Source organism: Burkholderia ubonensis subsp. mesacidophila, from assembly GCF_002097715.1.
GTDB lineage: Bacteria > Pseudomonadota > Gammaproteobacteria > Burkholderiales > Burkholderiaceae > Burkholderia > Burkholderia mesacidophila.
Window position 1 is genome coordinate 1,554,730 of sequence record NZ_CP020737.1, and the last position, 20,095, is coordinate 1,574,824.

Genomic DNA, 20,095 nt, shown 5'->3' on the forward strand with positions numbered 1-20,095 from the left:
GAAACATGCCTCGAGTCAAACGTGGGGTAACCGCACGGGCCCGTCACAAGAAGATCATCAACCTGGCCAAGGGTTATCGCGGTCGCCGCAATAACGTCTATCGCATCGCCAAGCAGGCGGTGATGCGCGCTGGTCAGTACGCGTACCGCGATCGCCGCAACAAGAAGCGTGTGTTCCGCGCACTGTGGATCACGCGTATCAACGCGGCAGTCCGCCAGCACGACATGACCTACAGCGTGTTCATCAACGGCCTGAAGAAGGCGTCGATCGAACTCGACCGTAAGGTGCTGGCCGACATGGCGGTGTTCGACAAGGCTGCTTTTGCTGCGATCGTCAAGCAGGTGAAAGCCGCCGTTGCAGCCTAATTGCGAAATTAGCACTGCGTGGTTAGTTGCAGCGATGTTCCGGTAGTTTCGGCCGCTGCAGCGAAAACGGGGCTCTTCCGAGCCCCTTTTTTGTTTGGCCGGGCGATTTCGCTCGCCAAGACCGAATGACGTTGGAAATGATGGGATCTATGGATCTGGACCAGATTGTCGCCGACGCGCAGCAGTCCTTCGAACAGGCTGCCGACATCACCACGCTCGAAAACGAGAAAGCCCGCTTCCTCGGCAAGTCGGGTGCGCTGACCGAGTTGCTGAAGGGCCTCGGCAAGCTCGATCCCGAAGCACGCAAGACCGAAGGCGCACGCATCAACGTCGCGAAGCAGCAGGTCGAAGCCGCGCTGACCGCGCGCCGCCAGGCACTGGCCGACGCGCTGCTGAACCAGCGCCTCGCCGCCGAGGCGATCGACGTCACGCTGCCGGGCCGCGGCGCCGGTGCAGGCAGCCTGCACCCCGTGATGCGCACGTGGGAGCGTGTCGAACAGATTTTCCGCACGATCGGCTTCGACGTGGCCGACGGTCCCGAAATCGAGACCGACTGGTTCAACTTCACGTCGCTGAACAGCCCGGAGAACCATCCGGCGCGTTCGATGCAGGACACCTTCTACGTCGACGGCAAGGATGCCGACGGCCGTCCGCTGCTGCTGCGCACGCACACGAGCCCGATGCAGGTGCGTTACGCACGCATGAACCGCCCGCCGATCAAGGTGATCGCACCGGGCCGCACGTATCGCGTCGACAGCGATGCGACCCACTCGCCGATGTTCAATCAGGTCGAGGGGCTCTGGATCGACGAAAACATCAGCTTCGCCGACCTCAAGGGCGTCTATACCGATTTCCTGAAGAAATTCTTCGAGCGCGACGACATCCTCGTGCGCTTCCGTCCGTCGTACTTCCCGTTCACGGAACCGTCGGCCGAGATCGACATGATGTTCGAGCACGGCAAGAACGCCGGCAAGTGGCTCGAGATCTCCGGCTCGGGGCAGGTGCATCCGACCGTGATCCGCAACATGGGCCTCGATCCCGAGCGCTACATCGGCTTCGCATTCGGCAGCGGCCTCGAGCGCCTGACGATGCTGCGCTACGGCGTGCAGGACCTGCGTCTGTTCTTCGAGAACGACCTGCGTTTCCTGCGCCAGTTCGCGTAACGCGAGCCGCAGCGCCGACTTGTGCCCGTGCGCGCTTCGCAGCGAGCCGGGCGTCGATCCAACCCGTTTCGAACGTAGACACCCATGCAATTCCCTGAATCCTGGTTGAGAACCTTTGTCGATCCGCAGCTGACGACCGACGAGCTGTCGCACGCATTGACGATGGCGGGGCTCGAAGTCGAGTCGCTGAGCAAGGCCGCGCCGCCGACGTCGAAGATCGTCGTCGGGCGGGTGCTCGAAGTCGCCAAGCATCCGGATGCGGACAAGCTCAATGTCTGCCAGGTCGACGCCGGCACGGGCGCGACGCTGAACATCGTCTGCGGCGCACCGAACGTGGCGCCGGGCATCAAGGTGCCGGTCGCGCTGGTCGGCGCGGAGCTGCCGCCCGCCGAGGAAGGCGGCAAGCCGTTCGCGATCAAGCTGTCGAAGCTGCGCGGCGTCGAGAGCCAGGGGATGCTGTGTTCGGCGCGCGAGCTGAAGCTGTCCGAGGACCACAGCGGCCTCCTGATCCTGCCGGAAGACACGCCGGTCGGGCAGGACATCCGAGACACGCTGAACCTCGACGATACGATCTTCGAAATCAAGCTGACGCCGAACAAGGCCGACTGCCTGTCGGTGTTCGGCATCGCGCGCGAGACGGCCGCGATTACCGGCGCGCCGCTCACGCCGGTCGACATCCGCCCGGTGCACGTCGAACTCGACGAGACGCTGCCCGTCCGGATCGCCGCGCCGGACCTGTGCGGCCGCTTCTCGGGCCGCGTGATCCGTGGCGTGAACGCACGTGCGAAGACGCCGCAATGGATGGTCGAGCGCCTCGAGCGCGCCGGCCAGCGCAGCGTGTCGGCGCTCGTCGACATCTCGAACTACGTGATGTTCGAGCTTGGCCGCCCGTCGCACGTGTTCGACCTGGACAAGATCCACGGCGGCATCGAGGTGCGCTGGGGCAAGCGCGGCGAGTCGCTGAAGCTCCTGAACGGAAATACGGTCGAGCTCGACGAGACGGTCGGCGTGATCGCCGACGACGCCCAGGTCGAGAGCCTCGCGGGCATCATGGGCGGCGACAGCACGGCCGTCACGCTCGACACGACCAACATCTATCTCGAAGCGGCGTTCTGGTGGCCGGACAGCATTCGCGGCCGTGCGCGCAAGTACAACTTCTCGACCGATGCGGCGCATCGCTTCGAGCGCGGCGTCGACTACGCGACGACGGTCGAGCACGTCGAGCGCATCACGCAGCTGATTCTCGAGATCTGCGGCGGCAAGGCCGGCCCGGTCGACGACCAGGCCGTCAACCTGCCGCAGCGCGCGCGGGTGTTGATGCGCGTGTCGCGCGCGAACCGCATCATCGGCGTGAAGATCGACGCCGACGAGATCGCGAGCATCTTCACGCGACTCGGCCTGCCGTTCGAGCGCGATGAAGACGTGTTCTCGGTCGCGCCGCCTTCGCACCGCTTTGACATCGAGATCGAGGAAGACCTGATCGAGGAAGTGGCGCGCATCTACGGTTTCGAGAAGATTCCGGCGCGTCCACCGGTCGCGACGAGCGAAATGCGCGCGACCAACGAGACGCAGCGCTCGATCCACACGATTCGTCACGCGCTTGCCGCGCGCGACTACGCGGAAACGGTCAACTTCAGCTTCGTCGACGCGGAGTGGGAGCGCGATTTCGCGGGCAACGACAACCCGATCCGTTTGCTGAATCCGATCGCGAGCCAGCTGTCGGTGATGCGCACGACGTTGTTCGGCAGCCTGATCGCCGTGCTGCGTCACAACCTGAACCGCCGCGCGGACCGCGTGCGCGTGTTCGAGACGGGCCGCGTGTTCCTGTCCGACTCGTCGGTCACGGCGGGCGAACTGGCGGTCGCGGGCTACGCGCAGCCGAAGCGCGTCGGTGCGCTGGCCTACGGCCCGGCGCTCGACGAGCAGTGGGGCGCGGCGACCCGCGCGGTCGATTTCTTCGACGTGAAGGGCGACCTCGAGGCGCTGCTCGCGCCGGCGTCCGCCCGTTTCGTGAAGGCCGAGCATCCGGCGCTCCATCCGGGCCGCAGCGCGAGTATCGAAGTCGACGGCCGCGCGGTCGGCTGGATCGGCGAGCTGCACCCGCGCCTGATGCAGAAGTACGAGCTGCCGCACGCACCGGTGCTGTTCGAGATCGACGCCGACGCGCTGATTGCGCGCGCGCTGCCGGCGCCGACCGACGTGTCGAAATTCCCGCCGGTGCGCCGCGACATCGCGGTCGTGGTCGATCAGTCGGTCGAAGTCCAGGCACTGTTCGACGAGATGAAGAAGGCGCTGGCCGACGACGCCTGCCGATTCGTTCAGAAGGTTGTACTCTTCGACGAATTTCGTGCAAAATCAAATACTTCCGGTGGACTTGCCGCGCACGAGAAGAGCCTTGCCTTCCGCGTGACGCTGCAGGACGCGGCCGGCACGCTACAGGACGAGGTCGTCGATCAGGCGATCCAGACGCTTGTCGAGCGGATGGCTCGTGTGGGCGCGCGCTTGCGCGGCTAAGGAGCCGGTGTTGCCCGGGTGCGATGCCGCCCGGGCGGCCGGTTCCCCATCGTGAGTTTTGGTTTAACGCGCTGTATGGCAGATATGAACGACATGACCTCGAGTGAATTCGAAGCCCTCCTGACGGCGCAACGCAGCGCCATGAACCGCGACGTTTCGGCGCCGGCGTCCACGGAGACGCCGACCCTGACGAAGGCGGAGCTGGCGGAGCTGCTGTTCGACAGCGTCGGGCTGAACAAGCGTGAAGCGAAGGACATGGTCGAGGCGTTCTTCGAAGTGATCCGCGATGCGCTCGAGAACGGCGAAAGCGTCAAGCTGTCGGGGTTCGGCAACTTCCAGCTGCGCGACAAGCCGCAGCGTCCCGGCCGCAACCCGAAGACGGGCGAGGCGATTCCGATCGCCGCGCGTCGAGTGGTCACGTTCCACGCGAGCCAGAAGCTGAAGGCGCTGGTCGAAAACGGCGCGGAGCCAAGCCCCGCGCGCTGACGTCTCCCGCGCGGCCGCCGCGCACCTTTACCGATGGTTGACTGACGATGACCACGACGGTTGAGAAAGTCGTCTTGCCTCCGATTCCCGCGAAGCGCTACTTCACGATCGGTGAAGTCAGCGAACTGTGCGGCGTGAAGCCGCATGTGCTGCGCTACTGGGAACAGGAATTCACGCAGTTGCGGCCGGTGAAGCGGCGCGGCAACCGGCGGTATTACCAGCATCACGAGGTGCTGCTGATCCGGCGGATCCGCGAATTGCTGTACGAGCAGGGTTTTACGATCAACGGTGCGCGCAACCGGCTCGATTCGCCGGGGGGCGGCGAGCGCGGCCCGGCGCCGGAGCTCGAGCCCGACGCGCCGGGTGCGGAAGTGCGTACGGCGGCGTCGAGCCGGCCGAGCGCGACGGTCGACGTCGCCGCGCTGCGGCAGGCGCTGCTCGATGTCATCGACGGATTGAAGCGCGGCTGAGGGCCGCTTGCGGTTACGACGAAGCCCGGAAGGCGTCCAGCCTTCCGGGCTTTTTTATCGGCGCTTGCCTGGACGATTCGGGGCGATTCAGCGCGCGGCGAGCGGGTTCGGCCGTCCGATGTCGACGACCAGCGTGCCGTCCGGCAGCATCCGCACCGAGCCTTGCGCGACCTGGCTGCGGTAGCCGTACAGGTCGAAACGCATCGGGCCGGCGTCGGCCGAATTCTGGATCAGCGCGCGCACGTTCAGTTCAAGCACGTTGAACATCTTCATGTCGCCGCCTTCCATCCACATGTAGCTGGGCGCGGAGATCGGCGGGCGCTTCGGCGCGGGCGCGTCCGCTACGCGCCGGAACGTGAGGCGCAGGCCGTCGCGCTCGACCGTGGCCGTAGCGAGCTTGCCGTTCAGCACCGGCGGCGGGAACACGGTGTACTGGTCGAGCACGAGCGAGTCGCCGCGCAGTTCCGCGCCGCGCCGCCGCAGCGGCGTCAGCGACGCGAGCTCGACGCCGAGCGAGTGCAGCAGTTTCGCCTGGGGGATGCCGAGCACCGACACCTCGGTCGGCGAGAATGCCAGATGGCGGTCGTCGAGCACCGCGAGCGAGCCCTTCATGTCGGTCGGCAGCCAGACGCCCGGCACGTGGTTCCACAGCTTGATGCCGCCTTGCACGCGCAGGTTTCGGCCGTCGGCGCTCAATTGCAGGTGGTCGAGCGAGCGCGGCGAGTAGTCGAGCAGATAGTCGTTGAAGAGTGCCGACATCGCCTTCCACGATTCCACGACCGTGCCGCCGAGAATGCGGATGTCGTACTGGTTCGGGTCGTCGAGGTCGACGGGCTCGCCGTGGCGCTTCGCGACGAGCTGCACGTCGAGCGCCTCGACATGAAAGCCGATGTCGCCGGACAGGTTGAAATCGACGTTGCGCAGGTGGATCGTCGGACTGCGGTTCGACACGTGCCGCTCGTCGAACGGCACGTTCGCGCTGCGGCGCATCGCGACCTTCTGCATGCCCGGCCGCGCCGCGTCGTCGGCCACGAGCGCATTGGCTTCCCAATGCTGGCGCACGTCGCGCAGCGTGCTCTGCTGTGCGGCAAGGAAGCTGTCGTTCAGGCGCGCAGCGGGATTGCCGAGCGCAGCGCCGCTTGCGGGGCCCGCGTACGACGGCATCCGGATTGCCATCGCGCCGCGCTCGTCGAAATTGAAATAGCCCGCCGAGACCTGCTCGCGGTAGTGGTACAGGTCGAAGACGAAATTCCGGCCGGTCTTGGCGGGTTCGACCGGGCTGATCAGGATGTCGGCATTCATCGGCATCGAGCGCATGAACTTCACGTCGCCGCCGCGAATGTACATCGCCTGCTGCGGCGCGTTCGCCGGCATCGCGAAGCCCGCGCGCGTGCCGTCGTCGAGCGTCAGGTCGAGCCCCGCGGGCGTCACGCGCAGCGCCGTGATCGTGATCTTCAGGCGCGGCGGCGGCATCAGCCTGTCGACCGACATCACGAGGTCGTCGCCGGAAAGCCGCGCGACCGGCGTGTCGACCTTGAGCAGGTCGGCCATCTTCACGTTGGCGGCGCGCATCACCGGTTGCGCGTCGAGGCCCGAAACGCGCACGCCGGTCGGATGGAACACGAGCTGGCTGCCGTCGCGGATCGCGAGCGTGCCGGTCAGCGAGAACGGCACCCAGCCGTCGCGCAGCATCTCGCCCTGCAGATGGATCACGTCGTCGCCGGTCGATACGACCAGCTTGCGCAGCGGCGCGTTGCGATAACCGAAGATGTAGGTATTGAAGAGCGCCGTCAGTTTCGCGCTGTCGAGCGTGACGGCGCCCTGATGCACGTCGATCTCGAAACTCGTCGGGTCGTCGAACACGATCGGCGCGCCGGCCTGCGTCGGCACGAGCGTCGCCGACAGCTGGTGAATGAAGAAGCCGAGATTGTTGACGATGCGGAAGTCGACATCGCGCAGGAAGGTCATTGCGCCGTTCTGGCCGGAGTCGCGCAGCGTGAACGGGCGCGGCTGCGCGAGCCGGATCGATGCGAGCGACGGCACCGTGCGCGCGATCTGCTGTTCGCGGGCGAGGCGGTCGGTTTTCGCGCGCTCGATCGTCGTCGGTGCGGCGCTCGCGTTGTCGTCGCGCTGCGCGGCCTGCTCTGCGCAGCCCGCGCCGAGCAGGCCGAGCGCGAGCACGCCGGAAATCAATCGGGGTGTTGCCAAAGGCGTGCGATGGCCGCGCCGGACCGCATTCCGCATCGTCTGTCTCCGTATCTTGTCGTGATCGTCCGCCGCATGCGCGCGCCGGGCGCGGCATCCTGCGTCGATGCGGGGCAGTGTGGCATAGCTCGCTAGAGCGGCGTCACCAAACAGCAAGGGCGGGGACGAGCGGGGTGGAGAGGCGATGAGGCAAAGGATGCGAGGCGGCGCGCCGGCAGGATCAAACGACCGTATGAACGCCGTTTGCGAGTCGTCCGGATGCGGGCGAATGGGCGCGGGCAAGATTCGTATTCAGAAAATGCATGCGACCCGTTCTAAACCGGGAAAGTGTCTGTTATACTTTCCCTCTTTCGGGGCGTAGCGCAGCCTGGTAGCGTACCTGCATGGGGTGCAGGTGGTCGGAGGTTCAAATCCTCTCGCCCCGACCAGATCAAAACCCGCGATAGCGAAAGCTGTCGCGGGTTTTTCATTTTCCGGCCGCGTATCGGCCCGTGGTCATTTCTCGTCCTCATACCGGGGCGCTCCGGACAACCATTCTCCTGCATGGCGTGCCGGTGCCACGACGTTCGAATCCTCCCGCCCCAGCAAGAACCCGCATCAGGAAGGGATGTCGCCGGTTTTTCCTGTTGCTGACGGCGCTTGCCGCTCGTCGGGCGATTCCCGGTTGGCACAGCACATGACCGCTTTTTGCACAGCCAGCCGCCACACCGGTAAAATACAAGGTTGATCCACGGAAAGCGCCGTGATTTAGCGGAAGAGGATTCCCAGAACATGACTGATCTTCGTCTTACCAAGCGGTTCGCTGCAGTGCTCGCCACCGGCGCGCTCGTTGCCGGTTGTAGTTCGCCGTCGCCCACGAAAGTGGACTACAAGAGCGATTCGAAATCGAAGGAGGTTTCGCTCGCAGTTCCGCCCAACATGCTCGAGGAGACGGCCGATCAGCGTTCGTTGCCGCCGCAGGGCGGCGCAACTTCCCTGTCGGCGCTCCAGCAGGTCCAGCAGGCCGCGCCGCAGACCGATGCCGTCGTGCCGCCCGTGACCGGCATACATATCCAGCGTGACGGCACGGAGAGCTGGCTCGTCATCGACGGCAAGAAGCCGGCCGACATCTGGCCGCAGGTGCGCCGCTTCTGGCAGGAACAGGGCTTTCTGCTCGTCGTCGACCAGCGCGACAAGGGCGTGATGGAAACCGACTGGAACGAAACCCACCCACAGATCAACGACGGCCTGATCCGCAGCGTGATCTCGAAGGCGATGGGCAATTCGTACGTGACCGCCGAGCGCAACAAGTACCGCACGCGTCTCGACGTAGCGCCGAGCGGCGGCACCTACGTGTTCATCAGCCAGAAGGGGATGCGCGAGGCGCTGACCGGCCCGAACAACGATTCGAGCAAGTGGGAGCCGAAGCCGAACGATCCGGCGCTCGAGACGGAATACCTGAAGCGGCTGATGGCCGTCCTCGCGCAGAACGACCTGCGCGCGAAGAACGGCGAGCCGCCGATCGCCAATATCAGCGACACCCCGCCCGCGAAGGACAAGAAGGGCGCGGCGGACGCATCGTCGAAGGCTGCGGCAGCGGCCATTGCGACGGAGAACGTCGCGCGTGCGTCGTCGCAGGGAACTGCCGATGCGAGCGATGCGGTGCCGTCCGAAGTCACGCTCGGCGAGCCGTATGACCGCTCGTGGCTGCGCGTCGGCCTTGCGCTCGATCGCGCCAACTTCACGGTCGACGATCGCGATCGACAGAAGGGCCTGTATTTCGTGCGATACGTCGATCCGAAGGATCTGAGTGCTGCCGAGCAGGGCTTCTGGAGCCAGTTGTTCCACGGCAAGAAGGAAAAGCAGGCGAAGCAGTACCGGGTCAACGTGAAGGCGCTCACGCCGGATCAGACGCGCGTCGCGGTCGTCGACGAGTCGGGCGCGATCGATTCGTCGCAGGCGGCACGTCAGATCATGGCGTTGCTGGGGAACCAGCTGCGCTGATCGCAACGCCCGCTCTGCTGCATTCGAGAAAGCCCGCCATCCGGCGGGCTTTTTTTCGTTCCGGCACTCGCTGCGTGCTGTCGCTTATGTGTCGTTTCAAGATCGCTCCCCCCGACGTGACGTTACGTAACATCCGCGTGTTACGGGCGACAGGGCACGTTTCGCGCCGCGTAACGTCGCAGGTTTTCCTTTTAAATCAATGTGATGGCGATTTTTATGTCTCTGGCATGGAACCTGCTCTTTATAGTCTGATCGTCAAGACAGGGAGGAGGGCGCCAGATGCCGGACACGCGCTGAGAGCGCGTGACAAACGGTATCGACGCTTCACATGCCGGCGCAATCCGCGCTGGCGCAATCGATGACGATCCGTGCGCGTGCGCGGATCTCGATGGCCCCGTCGCCTATCCTCGTAGGGCGACGGTTTCGCCCGCGCTTCCCGTGAAGCGCGGGCAATTTTTTGGGGCGTCGGTCATGCGTCGGGGTGCCGGTACGGCTGCCGCGGGATTCGCGTATGCTCGGTCTCTTTCGAGACTGAGGGGGCTGGAATGACGGAAATCGCAGTTGTCGCGCTGATCGTGGCGAAACCGGGTGCGGAGGAAAAGCTGCGTGTCGCGCTCGAGGGGATTGTCGAGCCGACCCGCAACGAGCCGGGCGCGCTGCAATACGACCTGCATCGCGATCTGAAGGAGCCTGCCCGGTTCGTGTTCGTCGAGCGCTGGGCGAGCGAGGCGGCGTTGGCCGCACATGCGGGCTCCGCGCACATTCTCGCCTACCGCGAGGCGGCCGCGGACTGGATCGCGAGCTCGGAGATCCGCGTGTTGTCGAAGCTCGTCTGACGGGCGGGCAGTCGAGCGACCGAACCGCCCGTCCGGCGGGCGTCAGTGCGATGTGTCGGGCACGTCGAGGATCAGGATGATCGTCCAGTCCGCGTCGCCGTCATGATGGTACTGGCGTTCGGCGACGATGAACGGCTGCTGCTTGCCTTGCGGGCCGAGAAAGAGCACGTCGCCCTCCATCGGCAGGCACTCGATCGGCGGGAGCGCGAGAAAGGCGTCTTCCGAGCCGCGCGGCATCAGTTGCTTGATCTTGCGAGTGGCGGCTTCCGTCCACTCGATGTCGAGTTGAATGTTGCTCATGCTGTCCTCCGCACCAAGGTGCGTACGGGGTGGAAAAGTTCGGTGCGCGACTGTAGCACAGCGTACCGGCGCCGCAACCAAAAAAGCCGAACCCGGTTGCCCGGATTCGGCTTTTTTGCTTATACGGTGCCGCAGAAGTTACTGGCTTGCAGCGTCAGCCGGAGCAGCCTTCTTGACGGCCTTCTTCGCCGCCTTGTGGTGAGCTGCCTTCTTGCCGTGGTGTTCTTCGTGCATTGCCGGCTCGGCTGCCTGGGCAGCTTGCTGCTGCTGCAGGGCCTGCGCGCGCTGCTCGATCTCGGAGATCTTGGCCGGATCGGTGATGGTCTTGATTTCCGTGCTCTCTTGCGCATACGCTGCGCCAGCCAGCGCCGACATCGCAACCAGGATAGCCAGGGACGTCTTCTTCATTGCTTTACCTCCGCTAAGTGGTGATGAACCCGAGTGTTGCCGTTCAGTCTGGCGACCGCAATCGAGTGCGTGTCGAGTGTAACAAAAGTGACGGATCAATGCATTTGAACGCAGCGCGGCGCGTGGCCGCGTTGAAGTCGCGCAACACTTGCCACGCATCGTCACGCGCGTGCCATTCGGCGCTGCGTTGCCGCGGGCATGTCCGAAGGTGTCCTCAGAACCACCCGAGCCGGCTGTACACGTGAAATTGCGCGATGCCGATCAATTCGTGCAGTGCATGCTCGGCGTTGACCAGGTTCTGCCGGCGCGGCAGCCAGCCCGTTCGCGCGTCGCGGCGATTGGCGTAGACCGGCTGCGCGTCGATGCCGAAATGCCGGAAGTCGAGCAGCGCGCGCCGCATCTGATACGACGATGTGACGAGGATCGTCGCATCGATATGCCGTGAGCGTAGTATAGGCGTCGTGAACTTCGCGTTTTCGTAGGTCGTGCGGCTGTTTGCTTCGAGCACGAGGTCGCGCGGGTCGACGCCTTGGGCGACGAGATATGGCGCATAGGTCGCGGCTTCGGTCGCGCCGTGCCGCTCGGGATCGCCGCCGGACATGATGACCGTGCAACGTTCGGCGCGCTGTCGGCAATCGCGGTACAGCGCAGCGGTCTTGCGAATGCGGGGGAAGCCGTCCGTGCGCGGCTCGAGCCGTCCGTCGATGCGTCGCGTTCCCGTGCCGAGCAGGATCAGCACGGTCTGCCCGTGCATGTCTGGGTGTTCTACGGGTGTCACGCCCGCCTGCGACCATGCGATCAGCGGCGCCGCGAGCCAGCCCGTCGCAAGCAGCCAGAACAGCGCGAAGGCGACGGCCGCGATCGTGCGCCGCCACTTGCGGCACAGCATGAAAGCGACAAAGAGAAGTGCAAATGAATCGAACAGAATCAATTTGATTGGGGTATGGTGTCTTTTTATGGATGGCTGATGATCTGGCCCCGACTCGACGCCGAGCGTCCAGCCTCCTGAACCGGTGGCGGCGCCGGCGGGCGGAGACCCCGCCCGGCGCGCTGCCTGGCATTGTCGCTGCACTTTAAGAAAGAATCGAGATGGCCACGTATTCCAACGAAGCGGTGCTCGACGCGCTGAGGCGGGTGCAGTATCGCCAGGTGCCGTGGGCGCGTCGCCCGGGCGTATTCGAGTATCTGCGGTCGCTTGGGCTGATGGATACGGTCAGGCAGAAGACCGTTGCGCCCGCACCGGGATTTCACGCGCCGGTCGACATCGCCGTGCTGACCGACAGCGGTCGTGCCGAATTCGCGCGCCTCGAACGCGACGAGAAACTGTCCGCCTGGACCGATCGCAGGATCGAGGATTACGCGCTGAGCGAAGCGAGCGCCGTCGCGATCCTCGAAAGTCGGCTGTAGCGCGTCAGGCCCGCCGGCAACTCGGCGAAAAAAAAGCCCGTATCGCGAGGATACGGGCGTACCGGATACTTTTTGCTGCTGCCACGCAGTGCTCATGGCAACGATGTTGACTCGTCGCGCATCGCGCAGTTCCCGGGCGCAGGCAAATTCTTTGAGGAAGACGAGCGATGCGCCGGGTTACGGATGGCGGCGCGAATCCTGTGGCGGCATGCCGACACGTGCGCGTGCGTTGCTGGCGATGTCGCCGCGCAGGTCGCCCCGCGGTACCGTCTGGTTGGACTGTTCTGCGCCGGGCGGCGCATGCAGATTGCCCTTGTGTTCCTGCTGACGGTGCGGCTGCCTGGCGTGGTCGTCCGCGCGCGCCGGCAATGCAAGCGCCAGTGAAACGACAATGCCGCATGCCGCGAGCAGTGACATTGGTTTCATGGCGGGCTCCCTTCAAGCCGTCGATGCGGCTCGCTGATATGACGCTAAGGTAAGCGTGGGAGTGCAGGCTTGCTGTAAATATTGGTAAATAGATGTATCGCCGCGCGACAGCGGTACCCGGCGGCGCGGCCCGTTCCGCGCAACCGTTGCCGAAACGAGACCGGGCGGCCGTAGCCGCCCGGTTCGGTGTCCTGTCCTTTACGCCATCTTGACCGGTGCGCGCCAGGATTCCGGATTGGTCCAGAAGGCGCCGCGCAGGCGGTCGCGGCTCGGCGGTGCGGGCGGCTTGGCCGCGCTCGCGCCGATTCGGCCGCGCAGCGAAATCTGCCGGCCGCTCGTGCCGAGTCGCTTGACGATTTCGGCGAGCGTACCGTCGGCTTGCCACTCGTCGAAGCGGCGGCGGCAGGTTGGCGGTGACGGATAGCGCCCCGGCAGCTTCGACCAGCCTTCGCCGGTCGACAGTACCCACAGCACGGCATTCACCACCGAACGGGCTTCCACGCGGGGACGGCCGCGGCGCTCACTCCGTGCGGGTTCCGAACAAAACAGACCCTCGACCAGCGCCCACTCGTTATCTCTCAAATCGTCGAACAGCATCATGTCCTCACCTCAGCGAAGCTAACTCCGGTGCGCTGCCTGCGCCGCGCACTCTTCAAGCACTCGGTCACCGAGTGCCGGGTGGGGGCGTCCGGTCCGCCAGCGATGGACTTCAGGCATTCCATCGGACGAAACCGCGCCCTGTGCGTCAGGTAAAAGCACGAAGCGTGCCACGTGGGAGGCATATCCCTCGAAAGCCGCTTGGCAGCGAGCTGACGGCTGCGTCAGCTAGGGGCGTATAAGACGCCAAAATAACCCGCCAGCAAATCGGGACAATCACCAATCTTGTGCAATTCGCCCGCACCGCGTGCGTTTGCGCGCATATTGCACCGCAGCGAAACATGTGCGACAGGTGCCGGATTCGCGCACTAGAATCGCGCATCGATGCCAGAGATTGATGAGGACAGGACATGAACATCACGCTGCGCCAGCTTCGCGTATTCATCGAGGTCGCGCGGCTCAAGAGCTTCAGCCGCGCCGGCGACGAGATCGGGCTCACTCAGTCCGCGGTGAGCCGCTGCGTGCGGGAGCTGGAGGCGGAGCTGGGGCTGAAGCTGATCGATCGCACCACGCGCGACGTGCAGTTGACCGACGTCGGCGGGAACCTGGTCGCGAGCGTGTCGCGCCTGATCGGCGATCTCGACGACACGCTGCGCGAGATTCGCGAAATCGGCGAACAGCGCCGCGGGCGCGTGATCGTCGCCGCCAGCCCGACGATCGCGTGCCGGCTGATGCCGCGCGTCGTGGCGGCCTGCGAGCGGCAGTTCCCGTTCGTCACGCTCGGCCTGCGCGACGACGTGCAGAGCGACGTGCTGCGCAAGGTGAAGTCGGGCGAAGTGGATTTCGGCGTCGTGATCGGGCCGCTCAGCGTCGCCGACCTCGTGAGCGAAGCGCTGATGACCGATTCGTTCTGCCTCGTGGCGCGCGCGGATCATCCGCTCGCGTCGCGGGCGGAGGTGCCGTGGTCGGCGCTGAACGGCGAGCGCCTCGTGCTGCTCGACCACGCGTCGGGCAGCCGGCCCCTGATCGACGCAGCGCTGGCCGCGCATCGGGTGAGTGCGACGGTCATGCAGGAGCTCGGGCATTCGGCGACGGTGTTCGGGCTCGTCGAAGCCGGCGTCGGCGTGAGCGTGCAGCCGTGGCTGTCGCTGCCGCTGCCGGCCGGCTCGACGCTCGTCGCGCGCCCGCTCACGCCGCGCACGGAGCGCACTGTCGAACTGGTGCGCCGCCGCGACCGCTCGCTGTCGCCCGCCGCGCAGGCGATCTGGGAGCTCGTGCACCAGATGCCCGCCCGGGCCGAGGATCTCGACTGACGGTGCGCCCGCCGGCCTGCGTGCGCCGTTATGCTGCGGATCATGTTCCTTTGCAGCGAGATCCGATGACGACTTCCTCTGGTTGCCGTCCGGCGACGAGCGGGTCGTCGTCGTGAGCGCGTCCTCGAAGGCGCGGGCGATGACCGGCTGGCGGGCTGCGCCGGCGTCGGTCATGGGCGAACTCGCGAAGCTCGGCGAAGACAGCGCGTCGTACGCGCCGAGCTTCGTCCAGGCCGCGGGCGAAGTCGCACAGAAGCGGGGCTGGACCGTTCCGGCGGGACGAGAGCGGGCCGGCCCGACTCATCTTTACGCACTCGGCAATTTTGCGTAAGATGGCGCTCAGTCACGCGGTTCCCTCGTTGAATCGTGCTGTTCCGTCCGGTTAGGGCCTGGCCTGAAGTTGTTTCGCCGCCCCCGGTTCGTGCTCCCATCAATATGACCGATCAGAATCGGGCGAGCGCGTCTTCCGTTCCTTTCGTCTGTTTGTTGATCCGGTTCGTTTGACCACAGGGTCTGGCCTAGCTGCATGAATACCCAAGAGGCGAAGATCGTCCTCGAGACTGCTTTGATCTGTGCGCAGGAGCCGCTGAAGCTCGGCGATCTGCGCAAGCTATTTGCCGACAGCGTGTCGGCTGACACGGTCCGCACGTTGCTCGAAGATCTGAAACAGGAATGGTCCGGTCGTGGTGTCGAGCTGGTGGCGCTGGCGAGCGGCTGGCGCTTTCAGAGCAAGCCGGCGATGCGCAGCTTTCTCGACCGACTGCATCCGGAGAAGCCGCCGAAGTATTCGCGCGCGGTGCTCGAGACGCTGGCGATCATTGCGTACCGGCAGCCGGTCACGCGTGGGGACATCGAGGAAATCCGCGGTGTCACGGTCAACACGCAGGTGGTCAAGCAGCTCGAGGATCGTGGCTGGATCGAGGTGATCGGGCATCGCGACGTGCCGGGGCGTCCGGCGCTGTATGCGACGACCAAGCAGTTCCTCGACGATCTCGGCCTGAAAGCGCTGGACGACTTGCCCGCGCTCGAGGAGCCGGCGGCGAACATCGAGGCCGCGCTGCTCGCGCAGCATGCGATGGATTTCGAGGACGGCGCGCCGGTCGCGGAGGATGCGGCAGCCGCGAACGACGCGACGGCGGATGCGTCCGGATCGGTGCGGGCGCTTGCGCAGCCTGTCGACGTCGAGGCCGGCGGCGCTTCGGCGCACGAATCGCCCGACCGCGATACGCTCGCGGTTGAGCATGCAGGAACAGAAGAAGCCGGCGACGAAGCAGCGCCGGCCGGCGTGCAGCCCGTGCCGCTGTACGCGGAGTTGAACGAGGAAGATCGCAAGCCGGCCGCCGAAGCGGCTGCCGGCGACGGAGCGGAAGCGGTCGACGACATGTCCGGCGTGGCCGGCCATGCCGACGCACCCCGTTCCCGTCCTGCGGACGACGAGATGACGGACGACACGTCCGACAGTCTCGCGGATGCCGTACGCAGCGCCAGCGCACCCATCGGGGTGGACGAGCTGCCGGACGACGAAGCAGAACCTGAACAGCGTCGCGCCTGATCGCGGCCGATTCCATGCCGCGCCCTCGTCGGGCGCGAGACCTGACATTTTGAGGTTGTTTTGACTGATATCCACGATATTGAATCGTCCGCGCCTGCCGTGCAGGCGGCGCGCGCCGACGATGCGCCCGAGCAGGGCGGCTCGGCCGAGGGCGGTGACGAGCGTCCCCGCCGCGGCCTGCGGCGCGGCCCGCGCAGCCTGATTGCGCGCCGTCGCGCGGCAGCGAAGTCGAAGGGCGCCGAGGGTGCGCCGCAGGGCGAGGAAGGCGCGGAAGCGCCTGCCGCGGCAGCGGAAGCGCAGCCGCCGGCGCGGGCGCCGCGCAAGGAAGGCGCGCCGAAGGGCGGGCGCAAGCCGGCGGCCAAGCGCGAAGGCGCGGCGCGCCAGGGCGGCCAGGGCGGCCAGGGCAAGCGCGGTGGCGCGGCGGCCAGTGCTGCCGGCGCGGCTGGCGCGGTTGGCGAAGCGGCCCAGGACGACCTGTTCGCGTACGTTACGTCGCCTGCGTTCGACGCGGACAATTCCGCGGCGGGCAGCGGCGTGCGTGCGCCGATGCTGCGGCGTGGCCGCGCCCAGCCGGCCAACAAGCGCGTGCTGTCGCCGGACGACGACGCGCCGAAGCTCCACAAGGTGCTGGCGGAAGCCGGCATGGGCTCGCGCCGGGAAATGGAAGAGCTGATCGTCGCCGGCCGCGTGTCGGTGAACGGCGAGCCGGCGCACATCGGCCAGCGCATCATGCCGACCGACCAGGTGCGGATCAACGGCAAGCCTGTCAAGCGCAAGCTGCCGAACAAGCCGCCGCGCGTGCTGCTGTATCACAAGCCGACGGGCGAGATCGTCAGCCATGCGGATCCGGAAGGCCGTCCGTCGGTGTTCGACCGCCTGCCGCCGATGAAGACGGCCAAATGGCTCGCGGTCGGCCGGCTCGACTTCAATACCGAAGGCCTGCTGATGCTGACGACGTCGGGCGACCTCGCGAACCGCTTCATGCATCCGCGCTACAGCGTCGAGCGCGAGTACGCGGTGCGGGTGGTCGGCGAGCTTTCCGAAGGCAACCGGCAGAAACTGCTGCATGGCGTCGAGCTCGACGACGGCCCGGCCAACTTCCTGCGCATCCGCGATGGCGGCGGCGAAGGTACGAATCACTGGTATCACGTTGCGCTGGCCGAAGGCCGCAATCGCGAAGTGCGCCGGATGTTCGAGGCGGCCGGTCTGATGGTGAGTCGCCTGATCCGCACGCGCCATGGTCCGATCCCGCTGCCGCGCGGCTTGAAGCGCGGCCGCTGGGAAGAGCTCGACGAAGCGCAGGTGCGCAAGCTGATGGCGACGGTCGGCCTGAAGGCGCCGTCGGAAGAGAAGGGCAAGCGCGGTAGCGGTGGCCCGGCCGAGCGCCGCCAGCCCGACCCGATGCAGACGTCGATGGGCTTCATCGGCCGCGAGCCGGTGCTGACGACGCACGGCAACCTCGAGCAGCCGCGACGCGGCCCGCGGCGCGGTGCGCCGGGCGGCTTCGCCGGTCCGAGCGGCTTCGGCGGCGGCATGCCGGGCATGTCGGGCGGCTACGGCGGCCAGCGTGCCGGCGGCGGGCGCGACGTCGACGGCAACCGCGCGTCGTATGGCTCGGGCGGCAGCAAACGTGGCGGCGGCGCCGGTAAGGGCGGCGGCAATCGCAACCCGAACGGCAATCGCGCGGAAGGCGCCGGCAACGGCGGTGGCGCGCGCAGCGGTCAGCGTCCGCAGCGGAATCGCTCGCGCGGCCGCTGAACTGCGGATCGCGGCGCAACCTGCCGCGTCTCGCTGGCGAAATCGGTTTGAAGTGCCGGTTTTGCCGGCGAGCGCTTGGCGTTTGCGCCGGAAATCGCTATAATCGCAAAGTCGCTGGGCGTACGGATTCGATGTGCGGCTCAGGTGCGACCACCGGTAAGAAGATGGGCGTTCCGCCCATTTTTTTTTGCTGAAACGGTTAGGCATCTCGGGTAGCGCTTCCTGCGCCGGCTAAGGCGCGCGCCCGCGGGTGAATCGCGAGCGGCGGGCGCGAACACCTGAGAGGGCACTGTGCAACTGACGGAACTGATAGAAACCACGGTCACCGGACTCGGCTACGAGCTGGTGGATCTCGAGCGCACCGGGCGCGGCATGCTTTGCATCTATATCGACCAGCCTGCCGGCATTTCGCTCGACGACTGCGAAAAGGTCACGCGTCAGCTCCAGCACGTCCTGACGGTCGAAAACATCGATTACGAACGGCTCGAAGTCTCGTCCCCGGGGCTCGACCGCCCGTTGAAGAAGCTGGCCGACTTCGAGCGTTTCGCCGGCAGCGAAGTCTCCGTGACCTTGAAAAAGCCGCTGGACGGGCGCAAGACGTACCGGGGCATTCTGCACGCGCCGAATGGCGAAACGATCGGTTTGGAATTTGAGAGGAACAAGGGCGAGGCAGCCATGCTGGATTTCACGCTGGCCGATATCGACAAAGCCCGCCTGATTCCGCAAGTTGACTTTAGGAGCCGCAAATAATGAGTCGCGAAGTGTTGATGCTGGTGGATGCGCTGGCGCGCGAGAAAAACGTCGACAAGGATGTCGTGCTGGGCGCCCTCGAGGCGGCACTCGCATCGGCTTCCAAGAAGCTGTTCGACGAAGGCGCCGAGATCCGCGTCCATATCGATCGCGAAAGCGGCGAGCACGAAACCTTCCGTCGCTGGCTCGTCGTGCCCGACGAGGCGGGCCTGCAGGAGCCGGATCGCGAGATCCTGCTGTTCGAGGCGCGTGAGCAGAAGGGCGACGTCGAAGTCGGCGACTACATCGAGGAGTCGGTGCCGTCGATCGAGTTCGGCCGCATCGGCGCGCAGGCCGCCAAGCAGGTGATCCTGCAGAAGGTGCGCGACGCGGAGCGCGAGCAGATCCTGAACGACTACCTCGAGCGCGGCGAAAAGATCATGACCGGCACGGTGAAGCGCCTCGACAAGGGCAACTTCATCGTCGAATCGGGCCGCGTCGAAGCGCTGCTGCGTCGCGACCAACTGATCCCGAAGGAAAACCTGCGCGTGGGCGACCGCGTGCGCGCTTACATCGCGAAGGTCGACCGCACCGCGCGCGGCCCGCAGATCGAGCTGTCGCGCACCGCGCCGGAATTCCTGATGAAGCTGTTCGAGATGGAAGTGCCGGAGATCGAGCAGGGCCTGCTCGAGATCAAGGCGGCTGCCCGCGACCCGGGCGTGCGCGCGAAGATCGGCGTCATCGCGTACGACAAGCGGATCGATCCGATCGGCACCTGCGTCGGCATTCGCGGTTCGCGCGTGCAGGCGGTGCGCAACGAGCTCGGTGGCGAAAACATCGACATCGTGCTATGGTCGGAGGATCCCGCCCAATTCGTGATCGGCGCGCTCGCGCCGGCAGCCGTCCAGTCGATCGTCGTCGATGAAGAAAAGCACTCGATGGACGTCGTCGTCGACGAGAACGAACTGGCCGTCGCGATCGGCCGCAGCGGTCAGAACGTTCGCCTTGCCGGCGAGCTGACTGGCTGGCAGATCAACATCATGACGCCGGACGAGTCCGCCCAGAAGCAGGGCGAAGAGCGCGACCGGCTGCGTGCCCTGTTCATGGCGCGTCTCGACGTCGACGAAGAAGTTGCCGACATCCTGATCGACGAAGGCTTCACGAGCCTCGAAGAGATCGCTTACGTGCCGCTCAACGAAATGCTCGAGATCGAGGCGTTCGACGAGGATACCGTGCACGAGCTGCGCAACCGCGCACGCGACGCGCTGCTGACGATGGCGATCGCGAATGAAGAAAAGGTCGAAAACGCAGCGCTGGATCTGAAGAGCCTCGACGGCATCACGCCGGAGCTGCTCTCGAAGCTGGCTGAACACGGTGTGGCCACGCGCGACGATCTCGCCGAGCTGGCAGTGGATGAACTGGTCGACATGACCGGGGTGGAAGAGGATGCCGCTAAGGCGTTGATCATGAAAGCACGTGAACATTGGTTCCAGTGAGAAATGACCATGGCGCACTGATTTGATGGCGGCCGTATGGCCTGACCCGATGCTAACCGCAAGGAATTGGTCCTTGCACTAAGAGGA

19 protein-coding genes, 1 tRNA gene and 1 pseudogene are annotated in these 20,095 nt (G+C 65.8%); 15 read left to right on the forward strand and 6 right to left on the reverse strand.

Annotation, left to right across the window (positions count from 1 at the left end; all coding sequences use genetic code 11):
• The first annotated feature begins 5 nt into the window (after positions 1-5).
• From rplT to B7P44_RS07455, 5 genes are all read left to right on the forward strand, one after another.
• Positions 6-365: a 50S ribosomal protein L20 gene (gene rplT, locus B7P44_RS07435; RefSeq protein ID WP_004192938.1), complete on the forward strand. Its 360-nt coding sequence runs from the start codon at positions 6-8 to the stop codon at positions 363-365.
• Between the two features lie 149 nt (positions 366-514).
• Positions 515-1,528 (forward strand): phenylalanine--tRNA ligase subunit alpha, encoded by a 1,014-nt coding sequence (gene pheS, locus B7P44_RS07440; RefSeq protein ID WP_084902377.1) that lies wholly within the window; start codon positions 515-517, stop codon positions 1,526-1,528.
• Between the two features lie 84 nt (positions 1,529-1,612).
• Positions 1,613-4,042 (forward strand): phenylalanine--tRNA ligase subunit beta, encoded by a 2,430-nt coding sequence (gene pheT / locus B7P44_RS07445; protein ID WP_084902379.1) that lies wholly within the window; start codon positions 1,613-1,615, stop codon positions 4,040-4,042.
• Between the two features lie 84 nt (positions 4,043-4,126).
• Positions 4,127-4,528, forward strand: a complete 402-nt coding sequence (locus B7P44_RS07450; RefSeq protein WP_010092556.1) for an integration host factor subunit alpha — start codon at positions 4,127-4,129, stop codon at positions 4,526-4,528.
• Between the two features lie 47 nt (positions 4,529-4,575).
• Positions 4,576-4,998, forward strand: a complete 423-nt coding sequence (locus tag B7P44_RS07455) for a MerR family transcriptional regulator (protein WP_084902382.1) — start codon at positions 4,576-4,578, stop codon at positions 4,996-4,998.
• Positions 4,999-5,085: 87 nt separating this feature from the next.
• Here the strand turns inward: B7P44_RS07455 and B7P44_RS07460 are convergent, their stop codons facing one another.
• Positions 5,086-7,242, reverse strand: coding sequence for a hypothetical protein (locus tag B7P44_RS07460; RefSeq protein ID WP_084902385.1), 2,157 nt, complete (start codon positions 7,240-7,242; stop codon positions 5,086-5,088).
• A gap of 312 nt (positions 7,243-7,554) precedes the next feature.
• On the opposite strand from B7P44_RS07460, the gene B7P44_RS07465 reads away from it, so the two are divergent.
• The 3 genes from B7P44_RS07465 to B7P44_RS07475 all read left to right on the forward strand — a co-directional run bounded on the left by B7P44_RS07465 (position 7,555) and on the right by B7P44_RS07475 (position 10,022).
• A tRNA-Pro gene (locus B7P44_RS07465) sits at positions 7,555-7,631 on the forward strand.
• 343 nt (positions 7,632-7,974) lie between these two features.
• Positions 7,975-9,186 carry an NlpB/DapX family lipoprotein gene (gene bamC, locus B7P44_RS07470; RefSeq protein WP_084902387.1) on the forward strand — a complete coding sequence of 404 codons (1,212 nt, stop codon included), beginning with the start codon at positions 7,975-7,977 and terminating at the stop codon, positions 9,184-9,186.
• 545 nt (positions 9,187-9,731) lie between these two features.
• Entirely contained in the window at positions 9,732-10,022 is a 291-nt protein-coding gene (locus B7P44_RS07475; protein ID WP_084902390.1) for a putative quinol monooxygenase, read from the forward strand.
• A gap of 42 nt (positions 10,023-10,064) precedes the next feature.
• Here B7P44_RS07475 and B7P44_RS07480 read toward each other — a convergent pair whose 3' ends face one another.
• The 3 genes from B7P44_RS07480 to B7P44_RS07490 form a co-directional block, all read right to left on the reverse strand.
• Positions 10,065-10,322, reverse strand: coding sequence for a hypothetical protein (locus B7P44_RS07480; RefSeq protein WP_059608571.1), 258 nt, complete (start codon positions 10,320-10,322; stop codon positions 10,065-10,067).
• 138 nt (positions 10,323-10,460) lie between these two features.
• The gene (locus B7P44_RS07485) at positions 10,461-10,730 is read right to left on the reverse strand and encodes a hypothetical protein (RefSeq protein ID WP_084902392.1); all 270 of its coding nucleotides are present in this window, start codon (positions 10,728-10,730) and stop codon (positions 10,461-10,463) included.
• Between the two features lie 214 nt (positions 10,731-10,944).
• Positions 10,945-11,661: a YdcF family protein gene (locus tag B7P44_RS07490; protein WP_084902395.1), complete on the reverse strand. Its 717-nt coding sequence runs from the start codon at positions 11,659-11,661 to the stop codon at positions 10,945-10,947.
• Positions 11,662-11,819: 158 nt separating this feature from the next.
• On the opposite strand from B7P44_RS07490, the gene B7P44_RS07495 reads away from it, so the two are divergent.
• The gene (locus B7P44_RS07495) at positions 11,820-12,137 is read left to right on the forward strand and encodes a hypothetical protein (protein ID WP_084902397.1); all 318 of its coding nucleotides are present in this window, start codon (positions 11,820-11,822) and stop codon (positions 12,135-12,137) included.
• Positions 12,138-12,314: 177 nt separating this feature from the next.
• Here B7P44_RS07495 and B7P44_RS07500 read toward each other — a convergent pair whose 3' ends face one another.
• On the reverse strand, positions 12,315-12,563 hold the full coding sequence (locus tag B7P44_RS07500) for a hypothetical protein (RefSeq protein ID WP_084902400.1): 249 nt from the start codon (positions 12,561-12,563) through the stop codon (positions 12,315-12,317).
• 201 nt (positions 12,564-12,764) lie between these two features.
• Positions 12,765-13,160, reverse strand: a pseudogene (locus B7P44_RS07505) (transposase); the annotation flags it as partial.
• 410 nt (positions 13,161-13,570) lie between these two features.
• On the opposite strand from B7P44_RS07505, the gene B7P44_RS07510 reads away from it, so the two are divergent.
• The 6 genes from B7P44_RS07510 to nusA all read left to right on the forward strand — a co-directional run bounded on the left by B7P44_RS07510 (position 13,571) and on the right by nusA (position 20,008).
• Positions 13,571-14,473, forward strand: coding sequence for a LysR family transcriptional regulator (locus B7P44_RS07510; protein ID WP_084902402.1), 903 nt, complete (start codon positions 13,571-13,573; stop codon positions 14,471-14,473).
• A gap of 82 nt (positions 14,474-14,555) precedes the next feature.
• A complete protein-coding gene (locus tag B7P44_RS07515) occupies positions 14,556-14,804 on the forward strand; it encodes a hypothetical protein (RefSeq protein ID WP_193834359.1) in 249 nt (82 codons plus the stop codon).
• Between the two features lie 195 nt (positions 14,805-14,999).
• Positions 15,000-16,025 carry an SMC-Scp complex subunit ScpB gene (gene scpB / locus B7P44_RS07520; protein ID WP_084902405.1) on the forward strand — a complete coding sequence of 342 codons (1,026 nt, stop codon included), beginning with the start codon at positions 15,000-15,002 and terminating at the stop codon, positions 16,023-16,025.
• A 60-nt stretch (positions 16,026-16,085) separates the two neighbouring features.
• The gene (rluB, locus tag B7P44_RS07525; protein WP_084902407.1) at positions 16,086-17,783 is read left to right on the forward strand and encodes a 23S rRNA pseudouridine(2605) synthase RluB; all 1,698 of its coding nucleotides are present in this window, start codon (positions 16,086-16,088) and stop codon (positions 17,781-17,783) included.
• A 291-nt stretch (positions 17,784-18,074) separates the two neighbouring features.
• On the forward strand, positions 18,075-18,533 hold the full coding sequence (rimP, locus tag B7P44_RS07530) for a ribosome maturation factor RimP (RefSeq protein ID WP_011884583.1): 459 nt from the start codon (positions 18,075-18,077) through the stop codon (positions 18,531-18,533).
• Positions 18,533-20,008 carry a transcription termination factor NusA gene (nusA, locus tag B7P44_RS07535; RefSeq protein WP_084902410.1) on the forward strand — a complete coding sequence of 492 codons (1,476 nt, stop codon included), beginning with the start codon at positions 18,533-18,535 and terminating at the stop codon, positions 20,006-20,008. Before rimP ends, nusA begins: the two co-directional genes overlap by 1 nt.
• Positions 20,009-20,095: the final 87 nt, after the last annotated feature.

Excerpts from the sequence above, each read along its gene's own strand:
- B7P44_RS07495 (WP_084902397.1), top strand. The coding sequence starts at position 11,820 with ATGGCCACGTATTCCAACGAAGCGGTGCTCGACGCGCTGAGGCGGGTG.
- B7P44_RS07455 (WP_084902382.1), top strand. The coding sequence starts at position 4,576 with ATGACCACGACGGTTGAGAAAGTCGTCTTGCCTCCGATTCCCGCGAAG.
- scpB (WP_084902405.1), top strand. The coding sequence starts at position 15,000 with ATGAATACCCAAGAGGCGAAGATCGTCCTCGAGACTGCTTTGATCTGT.
- B7P44_RS07500 (WP_084902400.1), bottom strand. The coding sequence starts at position 12,563 with ATGAAACCAATGTCACTGCTCGCGGCATGCGGCATTGTCGTTTCACTG.
- pheT (WP_084902379.1), top strand. The coding sequence starts at position 1,613 with ATGCAATTCCCTGAATCCTGGTTGAGAACCTTTGTCGATCCGCAGCTG.
- B7P44_RS07485 (WP_084902392.1), bottom strand. The coding sequence starts at position 10,730 with ATGAAGAAGACGTCCCTGGCTATCCTGGTTGCGATGTCGGCGCTGGCT.
- bamC (WP_084902387.1), top strand. The coding sequence starts at position 7,975 with ATGACTGATCTTCGTCTTACCAAGCGGTTCGCTGCAGTGCTCGCCACC.
- B7P44_RS07460 (WP_084902385.1), bottom strand. The coding sequence starts at position 7,242 with ATGCGGAATGCGGTCCGGCGCGGCCATCGCACGCCTTTGGCAACACCC.
- B7P44_RS07510 (WP_084902402.1), top strand. The coding sequence starts at position 13,571 with ATGAACATCACGCTGCGCCAGCTTCGCGTATTCATCGAGGTCGCGCGG.
- B7P44_RS07480 (WP_059608571.1), bottom strand. The coding sequence starts at position 10,322 with ATGAGCAACATTCAACTCGACATCGAGTGGACGGAAGCCGCCACTCGC.
- rplT (WP_004192938.1), top strand. The coding sequence starts at position 6 with ATGCCTCGAGTCAAACGTGGGGTAACCGCACGGGCCCGTCACAAGAAG.
- B7P44_RS07450 (WP_010092556.1), top strand. The coding sequence starts at position 4,127 with ATGAACGACATGACCTCGAGTGAATTCGAAGCCCTCCTGACGGCGCAA.
- B7P44_RS07475 (WP_084902390.1), top strand. The coding sequence starts at position 9,732 with ATGACGGAAATCGCAGTTGTCGCGCTGATCGTGGCGAAACCGGGTGCG.
- pheS (WP_084902377.1), top strand. The coding sequence starts at position 515 with ATGGATCTGGACCAGATTGTCGCCGACGCGCAGCAGTCCTTCGAACAG.
- nusA (WP_084902410.1), top strand. The coding sequence starts at position 18,533 with ATGAGTCGCGAAGTGTTGATGCTGGTGGATGCGCTGGCGCGCGAGAAA.